This is a genomic window from Homoserinimonas flava (assembly GCF_054969005.1).
This window is the reverse complement of sequence record NZ_JBUEQS010000001.1, coordinates 689,396-706,688: the sequence shown is the minus strand read 5'-3', so window position 1 is coordinate 706,688 and position 17,293 is coordinate 689,396. Positions and strand designations below refer to the sequence as shown.

Genomic DNA, 17,293 nt, shown 5'->3' with positions numbered 1-17,293 from the left:
GGTGTCCCCTCTAGTCGACGGCAATGAAGACGTTCTTCGTCTCGGTGAAGTGCAGTGGGGCATCCGGCCCAAGTTCTCGGCCGAGCCCCGACTGCTTGAACCCCCCGAACGGCGTGCTGTAGCGGACCGAAGAATGCGAGTTCACCGAGAGGTTGCCCGCCTCGACCCCGCGGGAGACTCGGATGGCGCGGCCGACGTCGCGGGTCCAAATCGAGCCAGACAGCCCATACTCGGTGTCGTTCGCCAGGCCGATCGCGTCGGCCTCATCGTCAAACGGGAGCACCGTGACGACGGGGCCGAAGATCTCTTCGCGCACCGTGCGGTGCTCGCGCCCCGGCGTGAGCACCGTGGGAGCGAGCCAGAAGCCAGGACCCTCCGGCGCGGTGCCTCGGAACGCGACGGGGGCATCATCAGTCAGGTAGTCGCGCACCGAATCGAAATGACCACGCGACACGAGCGGGCCCATCTCCGTCGACTCGAGCATGGGATCGCCGACCGCGACCCCGGCCACCGCCGGCTCGAGCAACTCCATAAAACGCTCGTATACGCTCCGCTCGACCAGGATGCGGCTGCGGGCGCAGCAGTCCTGGCCCGCATTCTCGAACACGCCATAGGGGGCGCTCGCCGCGGCCTGCTCGAGGTCCGAATCGGCGAACACGATGTTCGCACTTTTGCCGCCGAGCTCGAGCGTGACCCGCTTCACCTGCTCGGAGCATCCGGCCATGATCCGCTTGCCGACCGCTGTCGATCCGGTGAAGACCACCTTGCGCACGGTCGGATTCGTGACGAAGCGCTCGCCGACGACCGAGCCGCGACCCGGGAGCACCTGGAACAGCCCCTCCGGCAGGCCCGATTCGAGGGCAAGCTGCCTGAGACGGATGCTCGTGAGCGGCGTCCACTCGGCAGGCTTCAGCACGACCGCATTGCCGGCGGCGAGGGCCGGCGCGAACCCCCAGGCGGCGATCGTCATGGGAAAGTTCCACGGCGTGATGACGCCGACGACGCCAAGCGGCTCGTGGAAGGTCAGATCGATGCCGCCCGCGACGGGGATCTGCTGGCCGAGCATGCGCTCAGGCGCCGCCGAGTAGTACTCGAGCACATCGCGCACATGACCGGCCTCCCAGCGGGCCTGACCGATCGGATGCCCAGAATTGCGCACCTCGGTGAGCGCGAGATGTTCGAGGTCGCCGTCGACGGCATCCGCGAAACGGCGCAGCGCTCGCGCCCGGTCAGCTGGCGCGACCGCGGCCCAGGCTCGCTGCGCAACGGCCGCGGCAGCGATCGCCTCGTCGACCTGGGCGACGTCACGATGCTCAACGGTCTCGACGACCGACTCATCGGCCGGATTGATCACGGTGTAGTTCATCACTCGCTCCCCTGGCGCTGTGGTTTGTGCTTCTCGCTGTAGTCGCGTGCCGCCTCGACGAGGCCCGCGAACAGCCGGCGATCTTCGACGTTCTCCTCCGGATGCCACTGCACCCCAATGCCGAAGCGATCACCCTCGAGCTCAACCGCCTCAATGACCCCGTCTTCACTCCGCGCGGTGACGGTGAGCCCCTGCGCAACCTCGTCGATCGCCTGGTGGTGATACACGTGCACTGAGAGCGGCTCCTCCCCCTGGCGGAGCAGGCGGCCCAACGCTGACTCTGGCTCGATGTCAACATCCTTGCGCCCGAACCGGCCCGGCGCCGGCTGATAGTCCTCACTCCCGACGACGTCGGGAACGTGCTGGTGAAGTGTTCCGCCGAGCGAGACATTCAGCATCTGCACACCGCGACAGATCCCGAGGAACGGAACGCCGGATGACACCGCCTCGGCAAGGAGGGCGCCCTCCCACGCATCTCGATCGTCGCGCGGAAGGCCGGTGCGCTCGTGTGGTTCTTGCCCGTAGAGCGCCGGATTGACATCGGCCCCGCCAGACACGATGAGACCATCGAGGCTCGCGAGCACGGCGCGGGCAATCTCGGGCGTCGCCGGCTGCGGCGGGAGGACGACAGCAACCCCGCCGGCCTCGGTGACCCCATCGAGGTAGACCTTGGGGAGAAAGACAGCCCGCACATCCCACACGCCCGTTTGTGCCCGCTCCAGGTAGCTGGTGATGCCGATGACGGGAGACGCAAGGGCCGGCTCGGCAGGTTCAGAGACGCTCGAAGCCACGAATGCGCTCCCAATCGGTGACGGCGGAATCGAACGCGCGGACCTCAACACGCGCGTTGTGCACATAGTGGTCGACGACAGCATCCCCGAACGCCGCGCGAGCAATCGCCGAAGCCTCGAACAGGTCGGCCGCCTCGCGGAGCGTCGTCGGCACCCTCGGCGCATCGCCCGTATACGCATTGCCCGTCGTTGGTGGCTCCAGTTCGAGCTCGTGCTCAATGCCGTGCAGGCCAGCCGCGAGCAGTGCCGACACTGCGAGGTACTGGTTGACATCGGCGCCCGGCACACGGTTCTCGACCCGCATCGCTGCCGGCCCGCCGACCACACGGAGGGCACAGCTGCGGTTGTCGAGACCCCACGCAACCGCGGTTGGCGCAAAACTGCCATCGACAAAGCGCTTGTAGGAGTTGATGTTCGGCGCGAAGAACAGCGTCAACTCCCGCATGGCCGCAAGCTGGCCGGCGACAAAGTGACGGAACACCTTCGACATGCCGAACTCCTCGGCCTCGTCATAAAAGATTGCCGTGCCGTCGTCCCGGCGCAACGAGACGTGGATGTGGCAGCTGCTGCCCTCGCGCTCATTGAACTTCGCCATGAACGTGATCGACTTGCCCCGAGCATCCGCGATCTCCTTGGCACCGTTCTTGTAGATCGAGTGGTTGTCGCATGTGGTGAGTGCGTCGGCGTAGCGAAAGCCGATCTCCTGCTGGCCGAGATTGCACTCCCCCTTGACGCCCTCGCAGTACATTCCTGCAGCCTCCATGGAGCGGCGGATGTCACGGAGCAGCGGTTCCATGCGCGTCGACGCGAGCATGGCGTAGTCGATGTTGTAGTCACTCGCCGGCGTAAGCTCGCGGTATCCCTTCGCCCACGCGTCTCGGTAGGTGTCGTCGAAGACGATGAACTCCAGCTCGGTGGCGGCGAACGATGCCAGCCCCATCGCGGAGAGCCGTGCGATTTGCGCGCCGAGGATGCGGCGAGGCGACTCTTCGACTGGCGTTCCGTCGAGCCACTGCACGTCTGCCGTCACCATTGCGGTCGCGGGGAGCCATGGGGTGAGCCGCAGCGTTGCCAGGTCGGGGATCATCGCCATGTCGCCGTAACCACGCTCCCAACCGGAGATCGCATAGCCGTCGATCGTGGTGTTCTCGACATCGACCGCCAGCAGATAGTTGCAGCATTCGGCCCCGTGGCTGGCGACCTCCTCGACGAAGAGGCGGGCAGAGATCCGTTTGCCGACGAGCCTGCCCTGCATGTCGGTGAAGGCCACAATGACCGTGTCGATCTCATCGGCCCCAACGAGACGTTCGAGTTCATCGAGGGCGAGAGGTGAGGGCTTCTGGCTCATGCGCGACTCCCTGTTCGACGTGACACTGCAATCGGTGACATGCCAGCAGTGACGGCGCCGGCATCCGCCTCAATGGGCGGCCTACAGACCATTACACCACAGCGACCCTCTGGCACAGCGCCCCACCAAGGTGACAAAGGTGGTTCCCATATACCAATGGAAGCCCTATAGTCACCCCAACGACATTCAGGCCGCTTGATGCCCGGAAGATCGCGGGGCGTGAGCACCGACCCAAAGGATGAGGGATGAACAAGGACACCCTGCGAGTCTCGGGAGTGAAATACACCTCGGCCGGCACCGGGTATTTCGAGAAGCGACAACTCAAGCGATCCGCCGGCGTCTGGGGCCTGTGGGGCCTCGCGGTCGCCGCCGTCATCTCGGGCGACTTCTCCGGCTGGAACTTCGGCATCGCCTACGCGGGCTTCGGCGGCATGCTCATCGCCTTCGCGCTCCTCGTGCTCATGTACTACGGCATGATCTTCTCGATCGGCGAAATGGCCGCCGCAATGCCGCACACGGGTGGCGCCTACTCCTTCTCCCGAGCGGCGATGGGCCCATGGGGCGGCTTCGTCACTGGGCTCGCGGAGACCATCGAATACGTCGCCACGACCGCCGTCATCGTCTTCTTCTCGGCGTCGTACGCGGACAGCATCACGCAAGAACTGCTCGGATTCTCTCTGCAACCGTGGGTGTGGTGGATCATCCTCTACGCCCTCTTCATCGCGCTCAACACCGCCGGCGCTGCGATCTCGTTCCGATTTGCGATCATCGTGTCGATCATCTCAATCGGCATCCTCGTCGTCTTCTCGCTCATGGCCGCCTTCTCGGGTCACTTCTCGTGGGACAACCTTTTCGACATCACGCCGGATGCCGGCCAGACCGCGTTCCTCCCCCACGGTGTGCTCCCCATCCTCTTTGCCCTCCCCTTCGCCATGTGGTTCTTCCTCGGAATCGAAGAGTTGCCGCTTGCTGCCGAAGAATCGCACAACCCGGTCCGCGACATCCCGAAGGCCGGGTTCTGGGCCCGCGGCACGCTCATCGTCACCGGCTTGCTCGTGCTGTTCCTCAACACGGGCGTGCTTGGTGCCGAGGCCACGGGGGCCGCGGGCGAGCCCCTCCTCGACGGCTTCCGCGTCATCGTCGGCGACCAGCTCGCCGCCGTGCTCGCCCTCTTTGCCCTCATCGGGTTGTTCGCCTCGCTGCAGGGCATCATGTTCGCCTACGGGCGCAACATGTACTCGCTCTCGCGCGCAGGCTATTACCCGCGCTTCCTCTCCCTCACCGGCAAGCGCCAGACCCCGTGGGTCGCGCTGCTCGCGGGAGCCATCATCGGGTTCATTGCGCTCGTGGTCGTCGATCTGCTCGGCCGGGTCGACGAAGAGGGCGCTGGAGCGGTCGCAGGAGCCATCGTGCTCAACATCGCCGTATGGGGCGCCGTGCTCGCCTACCTCCTGCAGATGATCGCGTTCGTGATCTTGCGCCGACGCTACCCAGACATCAAGCGTCCCTACCGCAGTGCCTGGGGTGTGCCGGGTGCCGTCATCGCGGCGGTCCTCTCGGGGGCGATCTTCATCGGGTTCTTGCTCAACCCCGACTTCCAGCCGGCCGTGATCGCCATCGCCATCGTCTACATCGTTATGCTCATCGCGTTCGCGGTCTGGGGTCGACACCACCTCGTGCTCTCACCAGAAGAGGAGTACGCAGTCTCGGGTGGACTCCACGGAGACCCGCAAAAAGAAGGCTACGGTGGCGCCGTCGAAGACGAGTTGCTCGCCCGAGACGGGAGAGACAACACCGCGTAGAGCCGGTGGCCTCAGTCGCTCTCGGGCACGGCAGTGATCGGATTTGTGGCAGAAATCGGATCAGCAGCCGGCCCTGAAGACTCGGTCATCACGAAAGCACACGTGTCGCCCTCGCAGGCGACCGCGTTCGGGTCGCCCAACAGGGTGAGCGCGGGTCGCGCAGCATCCATGCTCACTCGGACTCGCGGTCGGCGCGAACCTGCTGGAGCGCCTGCGCGAACGCCGATGCCTCCTGCGCGCCCGAGATGCCGTACTTGCCGTCGATCACAAAAAACGGAACACCCTGGATGCCGTAGGCGGCCGCCTGGGCCTGATCTGCCTTCACCGCAGCCGTGTACTCGCCAGACTCGAGTGCCCGTGCCACGTCATCGCGGTCAAGCCCAACCTCCGAGGCGAGTGCGGCAAGCTCCGCAATCTTGCCGACGTGGCTCCCCTCGACGAAAAACGCCTTCAGCAGGCGCTCCTTCATCTCCAGCTGCCGGCCATGCGCCTTCGCATAGTGAAGCAGCTCGTGCGCCTTGATGGTGTTCGTTTGCTGCATTGAATCGAAGTCGTAGTCGAGCCCGACCGAGGCCGCAATTCCCGTCATCCGCGCGAGCATCTTCTCCACCTCGGGCAGCGGAAGACCCTTGCGATCGCTCAAGTACTCCGCCGGGGTCCCCGCAAAATCGACGGGAGTGTCTGGCGCCAACTCAAACGAGTGGTATTCGATTTCCACCTCGCCGCCGAAACTCTCAACCCCGGCCTCAAACTTGCGCTTGCCGATGTAACACCACGGGCACTGAATGTCGGACCAAATGTCGACCTTGATCGGGTTGCTCATGCTGAGGTCAACTCGTGCACCGCGTGCTGCATTCCCACGCAGCGCCTGCCGGGTCTGCCCGCCCGAACCGCGCAGACCCGACAGACTCCTCTGTCAACTCGCGGAGGTGAGGCTCCAGGACTGTGCCCGCCCTGCTTCCTCTGCCAGAGACATCGTGGGTGCCGCCGGCGTGCCGAGAGCACGATACTCCCAGCCAGCGGCCCTGAATGCTGCGGGGTCGAGCGCATGCCTGCCATCGACGATGCGAGGAACCGCAACGAGCGAACGCATGACCATCGGGTCAGCGGAACAGAACTCTTCCCATTCCGTGAGAAGCGCGACCACCTCGGCGCCCGAAATCGCCTCCGCGAACGACGCAGCAAACTCGAGATCCGGGTAGGCCCGGTGAGCGTTCGCGTTCGCCTCAGGATCGTAGACCGTGACCCTGGCGCCCTCAAGGTAGAGCATTCTGGCGACATCGAGCGCCGGAGCATCCCGCACATCATCGGAGTTCGGCTTGAATGCCGCGCCGAGTGCAGCAATCCTCACGCCCCTCAGCGAGCCTCCAGCGAGCTCGCGGATGAGATCGACCGTGCGAATGCGACGCCGGATGTTGATTGCGTCGACTTCGCCGAGAAAGCTCACGGCCTGCCCGACGCCGAGCTCCTCCGCGCGGAACTTGAACGCGCGGATGTCCTTGGGCAGACAGCCGCCTCCGAAACCGAGCCCCGGCTTGAGGAACCGGCCGCCGATACGGCTGTCATAGCTCAACGCACGTGCGAGCACGTTGACGTCGGCCCCCGTCGCCTCACACACCTCTGCCATCGCATTGATGTACGAGATCTTCGTCGCGAGGAACGAGTTCGCCGCCACTTTGACCAACTCTGCCGTCGGAAGGTCGCTCACGACGACCGGCGTGCCCTCGTCGATCACGGGCTCGAACGCGAGCCGCAACTGCTCCTCCGCCCATGCGGAGCCCACTCCAAAAACCAAGCGATCCGGATGTAGCGTGTCCTCGACCGCAAACCCCTCGCGGAGAAATTCGGGGTTCCAAGCAAGCTCGAGCTCAGACCCGAGCGGGGAAATCGACTGCACGAGCTCTGTGAGCCGGCTGGCCGTGCCGATCGGCACAGTCGATTTGCCCACCAGCAGCGCCTTGCGGGTAATGCGCTTGGCGAGCTCCGTGAACGCGCTGTCGACAAATCGGAGATCCGCCGCATACGACCCTGGCGCCTGCGGGGTGCCGACACACACGAAGTGGATGTCACCGAACTCCGCCGCACGATCAAAACTCGTCGTGAACTCGAGCCGGCCCGTCGCAAGAGACTCCGCGAGCAGCTCAGGCAGTCCCGGCTCGAAGAACGGCACGATGCCGGCCGAGAGTGCCTGCACCTTCGACTCATCGACATCGACGCCGAGCACGTCGAAACCAAGCGAGGTCATGCAGATCGCATGGGTGGCCCCGAGGTATCCGGTGCCGATGACGGTGATGCGGGGGCGAGCGGCGCCAGGCGCCAGGTGCTTCGGGTGTGACATGGTTCCTCCTTGGCGTGCAGTTGAGTTGGATGTGCGGGGGTTCGGATATGCAGTTCAGTTCGGCAACGCAGGTTCAGTTCGGCAACGCAGGTTCAGTTCGGCAACGCAGGTTCAGTTCGGCTGGGATGTAGGCTCGTGTTGCCTTCAGGCGGAGCATTCGACGTTGCTGAAGCCCTCGCCGGCACCGCTCGCGGTGTTGTCGCACTCCACGACATTGCCGCGCACGGGCGTGAGGGAGTAGCCGAAACCGGGCCCATTCACGGCCGCCGTGTTGCCGCGGAAGATATTGCCGGTGCCCCAGCCATCGAGAATCTCGTGGGTTTGGAACCCATCCATCGGCGAGTTCACGCCCGAGTTCGACTCGATGAGATAGCCGTTGCCCTTCGCGTCCACCCACGAATCGGCACCCGTAATGGCGGAACCGTCAAACGTGTTGCCGCGCACGACTCCACCGCTCGAACCCTCCTTGAGATCGATCGACTCCGCCGTCGTGCCCGAGATCGTATTGCCCTCGATCGTGTTGCGGTCTGAAGCATCCGGCTGGCAGTTGCTGATGTCGCACCAGTTGCTCTCTGCGGTGCCGATGTAGACGCCCTCACCGAACTTGGGTTTGCGGTTGCCCGTGTTGCTGATGGTGTTGCCGATGACGAGGTTGTCGGTGCTGAAGGCGCGAAGGTGGATGGCTTCGTCGCCGATCGTATGCACCCGAAGGTTTCCGATCACCGAACCGACGGTCGAGTCGGCCATCACGCCCTTCTGACCGTTCGTCACGGTGAACCCCACCAGGCGCCAGTAGCTCGCGCCATCGAGATGCACGACATAGCCCTTGCTGGTGCCGCCGCCATCGATCACGGCAGACTCCGGGCCGCAGAGAGTGATGAGCTCCTCCGCGGTCCCCGAAGTGGTCGCGACGATGCCGCCCTCGTAGCGGCCCGGCGAGAGTTCGATCGTGTCGCCGGGAGCGGCCGACGCAAGAGCGTCCGCGAGCCCATCCGCGTCGGCAACCGTGATGGTCGGGTCGGCGCACACCGAATCAAGCGACGACGACCCGCTCGACGCTGCCGGCGCTTCCGTCGGAGACGGTGACGGTGACGGAGACGCCGACGGCTCGGCGCTCGAGCTCGGCACCACCTCCTCTGGCTGCGCTGACACATCCCGTGGTGCGGTTGCGGCCGACACGATGCCCCACGTCGTCAACACGACGACAGCGCCGAGCACGAAACCGCTCACGGTGGCCATGACCGGATGCTGGCGGATGAGCTCCATCATGTGACCCGCTCCAACGCGCTCTCGCGGGCCGCCACGACCTCATCACGCGAGACCACCCCGCGCGTGAACGTCTCCATGGGGGCGAGGTTCGCGTACGGATGGCGGATGCCCGTCTCCCGACGCTTCACTCCCGACACAGCGGACACCACCACAAGGAGGCCGAGGCACAACCACAGCACCGTGAGAGGCTGCAAGAAGTTGCGGATCACCACGTCGAGCGGCTTCGTGCTGGTCCACAACTCCGCATCGTTGTCGGACACCACGACCTGGTCCGTGCGCGCGGTGTCGATCGCACTCGAACCAATTCCCGCCACCGTGTTCGCGGCGATCGTTGAGTTGCCGGTCTCGCCCACCAGCGTGATCGCGTGGTTCGTCACCTCGCTCACATCATTTCGTTCAAAGACACCACCCGCGTTGCGCGCATAGATGCCGATTTCACCACCGCGCACGACATTGTCTGTCACCACCAGATCGGTGGCGGCCTCTCGCAACGCGATGCCCTGACGCGACGACGAAAGCACCTCGTTGTTTGAGACCGTGACCGCCGCGGCATCCCCTGACACGACGATGCCCATCTCATTGCCGGCAACGATGTTGCCATCGACACGGATGCTCGTGCCGCCGTCAATCTGGATGCCGTAGCGCGCGTTGTCGCTCGCGACGCTGTCGTTCACCTGATTGTCGCCGTAGACGTCGATCGGCGTGCCGGTTGCGCTCGGGCCATCAGCCAACGCACCACCCTCGAGGATGATGCCGCTCTTGCCATTTCCCGTCGCGGTTACACGGGTGAGCACATTCCCCGTGGTCGCCCGCGTGACCACAACGCCATCGCCCGCGTTCGCACTCGACTCGGTCGACTGGATCTCACTGTTGCGCACGTCGCGATGAAAGACGATGCCGTCGACGAGGCTGCCGAGCACGGTCGAGTTCTGCACCATGACGCCGTCAGCGCTCGACACGAACAGCCCGAAGGCGTTGCCGGTGAACGAGACGTTGCGCACGAGCGCCGACACCGTGCCGTAGCCGCTGATGTCACCGTCAAGCGCGAGTGTGTCCAACTCCTGACCCTCGGGGATGATCTCTTGGCCGTTGATAATCGGATTCGACACGTCGGTTTCGGCTTCAGCATCCGGAATCTCCGTGCCGGTCAACGAAACCCCACCGGTGCGTCCGCTCCAGAATCCGAGATTCTCGAACCTCACGTCGGAGAGGTCGGCATGCCCGCCGACGACACGCACATACGACCGGCCATCCTCCGTTGAGAGGTCTGGCTGAGCGAGATCGGTGTCCCACGCGACGACATCGACCGGGCGCGACGCGGTGCCCTTGATCGTCAACCCGCCGCCGAGCGTGACAATCGACACGAACGATTCACTCGACGAGGCGAGCCTGATCTCAATTCCTTCTCCCGAAAGGTCGAGCGTCGCCCCCTCCTCCACGACGATGTGCTCCCGCAGCAGGTATGCGCCGTCGGGCTGCAGCACGAGCGCACCGAGATCCACCACATCCGTGAGCGTGTACGGCGCCGCCCGCTCGACCAACACGAGCGTGAACGTCGACCCCGTGACAAGGCGATACGGAAGCCCGTTCGCGGCCCCGGTCCAATCTGTCGCATTGGCGATCGAACGCACATCGATCACCCGCCGCTCCTCAATCTCCACGAGGGCGGCCTCGGCATCCGCATCGCCGACATATGTCGAAGTGACAGCATTCGCTTGCTGCGTCGCGCTGTCGCTCGTATCGCTGCGGCCAGGGATGAGATCGGGAAACAGCAGCACAGCGCCGAGAGTGCAGACCACGGCCAAGACCATGGCGACCAAGATCCTCATGCTGCGGCCTCTGCCGTGAGGGTGCGGGCCGTCTGGCCGTCGCCACCAATCGAGTCGGCGTGTCGAGTCAGCCACCCCTGCTTATTCATGGTGATGAAGGCGTAGACCTTGATCGGCAGGGCGATGAAGATCACCGTGAGGGCGACAAGCGGCAGCAACAAGATCTCTTGCGGATGCCGCTTTAGGTGCGAGTACCCGCGGATGCCACGGCCGAGGAGCAGCCACCCCGCGACAGCGGCGATCCCGATTGTGGTGAGCTCGAGTCTGCTGAAGATGACGTACCCGATTGTCAGGCCCATAGTCACCGGTGTGAGCAGGATCTGAAGCACGGTGATCTTCGTCACGAACGGCACACGCCAGAGCCACCCCTTCGCGATTGCCGTGAGGTAGCAGCGGTACGAATTGCGGCTCCAGCGCACCCGCTGCTTCACAAACGCCGAGAAGCTCGACGGGAACATCGAGAGTGCCTTCGCCGAGGACTGGTGCACCGTCTTGTAGCCGGATGCGAGCACGAGCCAGGTGAGGCGACCGTCATCACCGGCGACACAGCGCTTGCCGAGAAAGAACTCATTCTCGAGGTGCTCGAGCACCGGCAAGACCGCGCTCCGGCGGTAGACACCCGTGCGCCCCGAGATGCACGGCACCGCACCGGCCATTCCCATGGCGGGCACGTAGTCGTTGTAGCGCAGATTCACGAGCCAGTCAGCGATGCGCCGCCACACGCTCGTCGTGCGCTGGTACACGTTCTGGCGGGTACTGACCCCGCCAACGAGCGCATCGACGAACGGCTTCTGCACGTTCTCGAGCAGGCCGGGGCGCCACGATGTGTCCGAATCCGTGAGCACGAGCAGTTCGAAGCGTGCGTGCCTGATTCCCTCTCCGAGTGCCGACCGTTTTCCCGCGTGGTGGAAGAGGAGCGGCTTCACCCTCGCGTCGCCGAGCTCGGTGATCCGGTCGAAGGCTTCGAGGTCTGCGACATCGAGCACGATGATGATCTCGCTCGGGTTCTGCGATCGCCACGACTCGAGGCACTGCATCAGAATGTCCGGGTCCTCGTGATACGACGGCACGATCACCGAGGTGGTAGCTCGGAAGTCGCTCTCAATTGGCCGGGCACGGCGCGAGAGGATCACCCGGTAGAGCCAGAGCGACCACACGATCGTGCCGGCGACGGCGAGCGGGAAGTACGGCTGCAGAGTCGTGAAGAGGTCCGCGAGATACTCCCAGCTGAACTGAAGCTCGGGAGAGTTGGAATCGACGGCCCCGGCAACTTCTGGGCGCGACGGCATGGTGATCTGATGCATCGGGATCGGGTTCCTTTTGCTCGCGGGTGGGTAGGCGCGCCGTTCGCAACGCCTCCCGGCGACACGGATCCCCGTCGATCTGGAACAGTGGGTTCGCGAGTGAGTTCGGGTCGACTCGTGCTGCCCCTGGCGGATGCTCACACGCTAGGCGGCCCCCAATACGAGGGTCAATGCTCGGGGATGTACCGTCGCGTGCTGTTCACCCGTTGGAAACACTCCCAAGTCCGCTGTGTCCGAGCGCCGCAACGCTGCCGCTCTGTCGGAGATTCAGGAATTCGTGGCCACGAGCCGCCCGCGACGACGTCATCGCGGCTTCGTCCCGAGCGCGCCGGGGTCCTGCACGAGAATCTCCTGAATTGCCGTGGCGACGAGATTCGATCGCGGCGCGAACCGCCGCCACCGCCCGCCGCCAGTCCGCGAACACCACCTGCGCCGGGAGCCGAAGAGGAACGAAGCCAGCCAGGGTGATGTCGATGTCCTTCTGCCGATCCTTAAGGAACCGAAGTGCGTGAAATTCCTCACCATCGGTCTCGAGCCCCACAATCCCGTCGACAACCAGGTCAATGCGCTGGCGGCCCGCAATCGGAACCTGCGAGACGACACTGTGCCCCAGCATCTGCAGCCGCGTGCGGGTCAGACTCTCCGGCAGGCTCTCGCACGTGGGATCCACCCAATGTTCAATGGAGCGGAGACGTTCCGGCAGTGCTCGAGTCAGCCTCTGGAAGTCGAACGTGTCGATGCGAGCTGTATGCAGAGCCCAGTCGAGCGCCGCAACGGCGGTCTCGAGGTCCTCGTCGAGCACAGTGCGCATGAGCGCGTCGAGAAGGCCGACGAGACATGAATCGCCTCTGGAAAGAAGTTCCGCGTCGTCCCAGTGCGGCTGAACAGCATGCCGTGCCGGAACGAGACGGGCGCGCCGGTTGCCAGGAGAGCGAAGGCGAGACGCGTTCGGAGGCAGCGAGACATGCAGCACCCCTTCGCGCTCGAGCACCCAACCCCCGAGGGCCCGGATCGCCGACAGACCGGTGAGCCGACCACCGCATCGAACGGCGCGGAACCGGGGATCATTGGCCGGAATTGTCGCATACCAGCCCTGTCGCGCCCGGAGAACCGCCCCTCCACGAACCGCGTCTGTCAGCGAATGGTCGGTCGCGCCAAGACGCACGAGTTGCTGCTTCTGCGCGAACCCACCGAGAGACTCCACCCACTGCGCGATGATCGACATGCTGCGATCCTGCGGGCCAGGCGCGCACGATGTCGCCCCGCTCGGCGGACCGGTGTAGTTCTCCCGCACCCCCGGTCTGTGGAGTAGCGGCGTGCTGCACACAGTTTCGGAAATTCAGGAGATGACGGCCCCAGAGCGGCTGGGCCAGCGTTTCCACCAGCGTGTTGGTGCAGATCTCCTGAATTTCCGAACCGAAGGGCGGCGCGGTGGGTGGGCGGCGAGGCGCGGCGTCAGGCGCCGAGGAGGCGCTCCGCGAGGTACGCGTGAAGCCGGTCGAGCGAGACGCGCTCCTGCTGCATGCTGTCGCGCTCGCGCACCGTCACGGCCTTGTCGTCAAGCGTGTCGAAGTCGACCGTGATGCAGAACGGCGTGCCGATCTCATCCTGGCGACGGTAGCGACGACCGATTGCGCCGGCATCATCGAAGTCGATGTTCCAGTACTTGCGGAGGTCCGCGGCGAGTTCGCGTGCGACGGGTGAGAGCTGCTCGTTGCGCGAGAGCGGCAGAACGGCCGCCTTGACGGGGGCGAGTCGACGGTCGAGTCGCAAGACGGTGCGCTTGTCAACGCCCCCCTTGGTGTTCGGGGCCTCGTCTTCAAAATAGGCGTCGACGAGGAAGGCCATGAGCGAACGGGTAAGCCCAGCCGCTGGTTCGATCACATACGGAGTCCAACGCTCGTTCTTGGCCTGATCGAAGTAGGAAAGGTCTGTGCCCGAATGCTTGGAGTGCGTCGAGAGGTCGAAGTCGGTGCGGTTCGCGACGCCCTCAAGCTCGCCGAACTCGCTGCCCTGAAACCCGAAGCGGTATTCGATGTCGACCGTGCGCTTCGAGTAGTGCGACAGCTTCTCCTTCGGGTGTTCGAAGAGCCGGAGGTTCTCGGGCTTGATGCCGAGGTCGATGTACCACTGCAGTCGCGCGTCGATCCAGTACTGGTGCCACTCTTCGTCGGTACCTGGCTCGACGAAGAACTCCATCTCCATCTGCTCGAACTCGCGGGTGCGGAAGATGAAGTTGCCCGGCGTAATCTCGTTGCGAAAGCTCTTGCCGATCTGGCCAATGCCGAACGGCGGCTTCTGGCGCGAGACGTTGAGCACGTTGGCGAAGTTCACGAAAATGCCCTGCGCCGTCTCAGGGCGCAGGTAGTGCATGCCGGCCTCGTCATCGACGGGGCCGAGGTAGGTCTTGAGCAGCCCCGAGAACGCTCGCGGCTCGGTCCACTGCCCCCTCGTGCCGCAATTGCCACAGGCGATATCGGCGAGACCATTCTCGGGCGCGCGACCCTTCTTCTCTTCGAACTCTTCTTCGAGATGGTCGGCTCGGAACCGCTTGTGGCAGCTCAGGCACTCGACGAGCGGATCACTGAAGACCTCGACATGGCCGGATGCCTCCCACACCTTCTTGGGCAGGATGACGGATGAATCGAGGCCGACGACATCGTCGCGCCCGTTCACCATGGTCTGCCACCACTGCCTCTTGATGTTCTCTTTGAGCGCGACCCCGAGTGGCCCGTAATCCCACGCCGACCGTGAGCCGCCGTAGATGTCACCCGCCTGAAAGACGAAACCGCGCCGCTTGGCAAGGTTGATGACGGGGTCGAGGGCTGAGGCGTTGGCCACGAAGAACTCCAAAGGTCAGCCGTGCTGGCGGCACGGTCGAGGGTGTGGTGCGGTGCGCGAAGCGCGGATCAAGCCTACTTGCCCTGTCGCGGTGACCGGCCCAGTGCTCTGGCAACCGCTTCGACGTCGCGCTCATCGTTCCACAGGTGGAATGCGGCCCTGAGTCGCCCTGCGCGCGCCGAAGCCCTGATGCCGGCATCCGTGAGTCGGGCGATGGCGTCGCCCTCGACATCCGGCCAGGTGACGATGGCCTGGTGCTGTTGCGGGATGCCCACGGCATCGCAGAGAAGGTCACCGAGTGCGGATGCCCGCTGCCACACCTCGGCGATGTCGAGCTCGGAGAACATGCGGATGACCGGTTCGGCGCCGACCCACGCTTGCCAGGCGGGTGACACGTCGAAGCGTCGGGCATCGGATGCCAACGCCATGGTCGGCCCGTAGATGGACTCCCAGATGCGCTCGCCCGCGTACCAGCCAGCCTGGATCGGGGTGAGCTCTCGGGCGAACGTCTCTGACACGGTGAGGAACGCGACGCCTCGCGGGGAGCAGAGCCACTTGTAGGCGTGACACACGGTCGCGTCGTAGTCGGTGGCGTCGACCGGATGCACGCCCGCCGCCTGCGTGAGGTCGCACAGTGTGCGGGTGCCGCTGGTGCGTGCTGCTCTGATGATCGCGGTCGTGTCGGCGACTGCTCCTGTCGCCGACTGTACGAGCGAGAATGCGACGAGCCACGTGGCGTCTGAGATTGTGTTGGCGAGGTCGGCGAGCGGCACGGAGCGCACGACGATGTCGTGTCGCTGAAGGAACGGGTACACGATGGACGTGAAGTCCCCCTCGACACAGAGCACCTCAGCACCGGCCGGCACCGCCGCGGCGAGCACGCTCGCCATCACCGAGGTCTGCGACCCGATCGCGACCCTGTCGGCGGTCGTGCCAACGAGGCGGGCGTAGTGCTCGCGCGTTGATTCGACGTTGAGTTCGTATCCCATGGGGTCTCGATGGGCGGAACGCCATAGGTCGAGATCCGCCCGAACGGCCGCAACGGTCTCGTCGCTCGGGAGCCCCATTGATGCGGCCGCGAGGTACCCCCGTGCGCCATCGGAATCGAAGCGGGCGATCGCCGCAGCAAGGGCCGCACTGGGCTCGGGGATGGCTGCCATGACATCATCCTGCCGCGCATGTGGCGCACAAAGGGTGCGTATGGGCGCTATTCCCGCACGGTTTCGCCGAATTCGCGGCGTCCGAGTGCCTGCACTGCCGTGACCGCTTCTGCGACGGAGTGCGCGACGAGGCGCAGCGTCTCCCCCGTCCCCGTCGCCGTCACGGTTGAGGGGAAGGTGAATCGCACCGCGGTCTGGGCCAGCTCCGGGCCGATGCCGATCGCGGTGAGCACCTCGGAGGGCTCGTCGCTCCCGGCGGCGCAGGCCGAGCCGCTCGAGCTGACAATGCCGCGGCGCTCAAGCTCGAGCAGCACCGATTCGCCACTCGTTCCCTCGAAACAGAACGATGCGCTGCCCGCGAGGCGTTCGCTCGGATGCCCCGTGAGCGAGGCCCCCTGCACGGTCGCGAGAATGGCCGCGATGAACTCGTCCCTCGCCGCGGCAATCGCGGCGGCGTTGGCGACCCGGTCCCGCTCCGCGAGAGCGAGGGCGACGGCGAGACCGACGGCCCCCGCGACGTTCTCGGTGCCGGAGCGGCGTCCGCGCTCCTGACCGCCGCCGTGAAGCAGGGGTTCGAGCGGCACCCGACCGCGGACGAAGAGCGCTCCGACCCCTTTTGGCGCGCCGATCTTGTGCCCGGCCAGCGTGAGGGCGTCGACGGGGAGCCCGGTGGCAGCGGGGCCAACCGCGAGCTCGAGCCAGCCAGCCGCCTGCACGGCGTCGGTGTGCAGCGGGATGCCGCGCGCCGCCGTCACTGCCCCGAGCGCGTGCAGGGGCTGCACCGTGCCGATCTCGTTGTTCGCGAACATGACGCTCACGAGTGTCGTGTCTGGCCGAACCATCCGCTCGAGGTCGCTCGCCGCAACCCGGCCGGTGCTGTCGACGGGGAGTCGATCGACCGTGAAGCCGTGAAAGCGTTCGAGATAGGCGCACGACTCGAGCACCGACGGATGCTCGACCGGCGTCGTCACGATGTGCCGGCCGCGCGGGGTCGCGAGGGCGATGCCCTTGATCGCGAGATTGTTGGACTCGGTGCCGCCGCTCGTGAAGATGATCTCGGATGCTCGACACGCGAGCTCGCCTGCAATCGACTCCCTGGCCCACTGCAGGGCGGCAGCCGCACGCTCCCCCACCCGATGATGGCTCGAGGGGTTGCCGTATTCGTTGGTGAGGTAGGGCGTCATTGCCTCGAGCACTTCGCGGCGCACGGGTGCCGTGGCCGCGTGGTCGAGGTAGATCTCCATG

General features: G+C 65.3%; 13 protein-coding genes. 1 reads left to right on the top strand and 12 read right to left on the bottom strand.

From position 1 onward, the window contains the following. Positions 1-10: 10 nt before the first annotated feature. Genes ACY48M_RS03355 through ACY48M_RS03345 form a run of 3 tightly spaced genes read right to left on the bottom strand, consistent with a single transcriptional unit; the run spans position 11 to position 3,505 of the window. Positions 11-1,366 (bottom strand): aldehyde dehydrogenase family protein, encoded by a 1,356-nt coding sequence (locus ACY48M_RS03355; RefSeq protein ID WP_462818821.1) that lies wholly within the window; start codon positions 1,364-1,366, stop codon positions 11-13. After that, on the bottom strand, positions 1,366-2,157 hold the full coding sequence (locus ACY48M_RS03350) for a gamma-glutamyl-gamma-aminobutyrate hydrolase family protein (protein ID WP_462818820.1): 792 nt from the start codon (positions 2,155-2,157) through the stop codon (positions 1,366-1,368). The genes ACY48M_RS03355 and ACY48M_RS03350 overlap by 1 nt, the downstream gene beginning before the upstream one ends. Further along, positions 2,138-3,505, bottom strand: coding sequence for a glutamine synthetase family protein (locus ACY48M_RS03345; RefSeq protein ID WP_462818819.1), 1,368 nt, complete (start codon positions 3,503-3,505; stop codon positions 2,138-2,140). Before ACY48M_RS03345 ends, ACY48M_RS03350 begins: the two co-directional genes overlap by 20 nt. Positions 3,506-3,750: 245 nt before the next feature. On the opposite strand from ACY48M_RS03345, the gene ACY48M_RS03340 reads away from it, so the two are divergent. Next, positions 3,751-5,307 carry an amino acid permease gene (locus ACY48M_RS03340; RefSeq protein WP_462818818.1) on the top strand — a complete coding sequence of 519 codons (1,557 nt, stop codon included), beginning with the start codon at positions 3,751-3,753 and terminating at the stop codon, positions 5,305-5,307. Between the two features lie 172 nt (positions 5,308-5,479). Here ACY48M_RS03340 and ACY48M_RS03335 read toward each other — a convergent pair whose 3' ends face one another. The 9 genes from ACY48M_RS03335 to ACY48M_RS03295 form a co-directional block, all read right to left on the bottom strand. Continuing rightward, positions 5,480-6,130, bottom strand: coding sequence for a DsbA family oxidoreductase (locus ACY48M_RS03335; protein WP_462818817.1), 651 nt, complete (start codon positions 6,128-6,130; stop codon positions 5,480-5,482). A gap of 93 nt (positions 6,131-6,223) precedes the next feature. Beyond that, entirely contained in the window at positions 6,224-7,645 is a 1,422-nt protein-coding gene (locus tag ACY48M_RS03330; RefSeq protein ID WP_462818816.1) for a UDP-glucose dehydrogenase family protein, read from the bottom strand. A gap of 144 nt (positions 7,646-7,789) precedes the next feature. After that, positions 7,790-8,914, bottom strand: a complete 1,125-nt coding sequence (locus ACY48M_RS03325) for a right-handed parallel beta-helix repeat-containing protein (protein WP_462818815.1) — start codon at positions 8,912-8,914, stop codon at positions 7,790-7,792. After that, positions 8,911-10,725: a right-handed parallel beta-helix repeat-containing protein gene (locus ACY48M_RS03320; RefSeq protein ID WP_462818814.1), complete on the bottom strand. Its 1,815-nt coding sequence runs from the start codon at positions 10,723-10,725 to the stop codon at positions 8,911-8,913. Before ACY48M_RS03320 ends, ACY48M_RS03325 begins: the two co-directional genes overlap by 4 nt. A gap of 14 nt (positions 10,726-10,739) precedes the next feature. After that, positions 10,740-12,047, bottom strand: coding sequence for a glycosyltransferase (locus ACY48M_RS03315; protein ID WP_462818813.1), 1,308 nt, complete (start codon positions 12,045-12,047; stop codon positions 10,740-10,742). Positions 12,048-12,246: 199 nt separating this feature from the next. Continuing rightward, on the bottom strand, positions 12,247-13,038 hold the full coding sequence (locus tag ACY48M_RS03310; protein WP_462818812.1) for a hypothetical protein: 792 nt from the start codon (positions 13,036-13,038) through the stop codon (positions 12,247-12,249). A gap of 464 nt (positions 13,039-13,502) precedes the next feature. After that, on the bottom strand, positions 13,503-14,888 hold the full coding sequence (locus ACY48M_RS03305; RefSeq protein WP_462818811.1) for a glycine--tRNA ligase: 1,386 nt from the start codon (positions 14,886-14,888) through the stop codon (positions 13,503-13,505). 74 nt (positions 14,889-14,962) lie between these two features. Beyond that, entirely contained in the window at positions 14,963-16,048 is a 1,086-nt protein-coding gene (locus ACY48M_RS03300) for an aminotransferase class V-fold PLP-dependent enzyme (protein ID WP_462818810.1), read from the bottom strand. A gap of 47 nt (positions 16,049-16,095) precedes the next feature. Beyond that, entirely contained in the window at positions 16,096-17,292 is a 1,197-nt protein-coding gene (locus ACY48M_RS03295; protein ID WP_462818809.1) for a cysteine desulfurase family protein, read from the bottom strand. Position 17,293 lies beyond the last annotated feature (1 nt).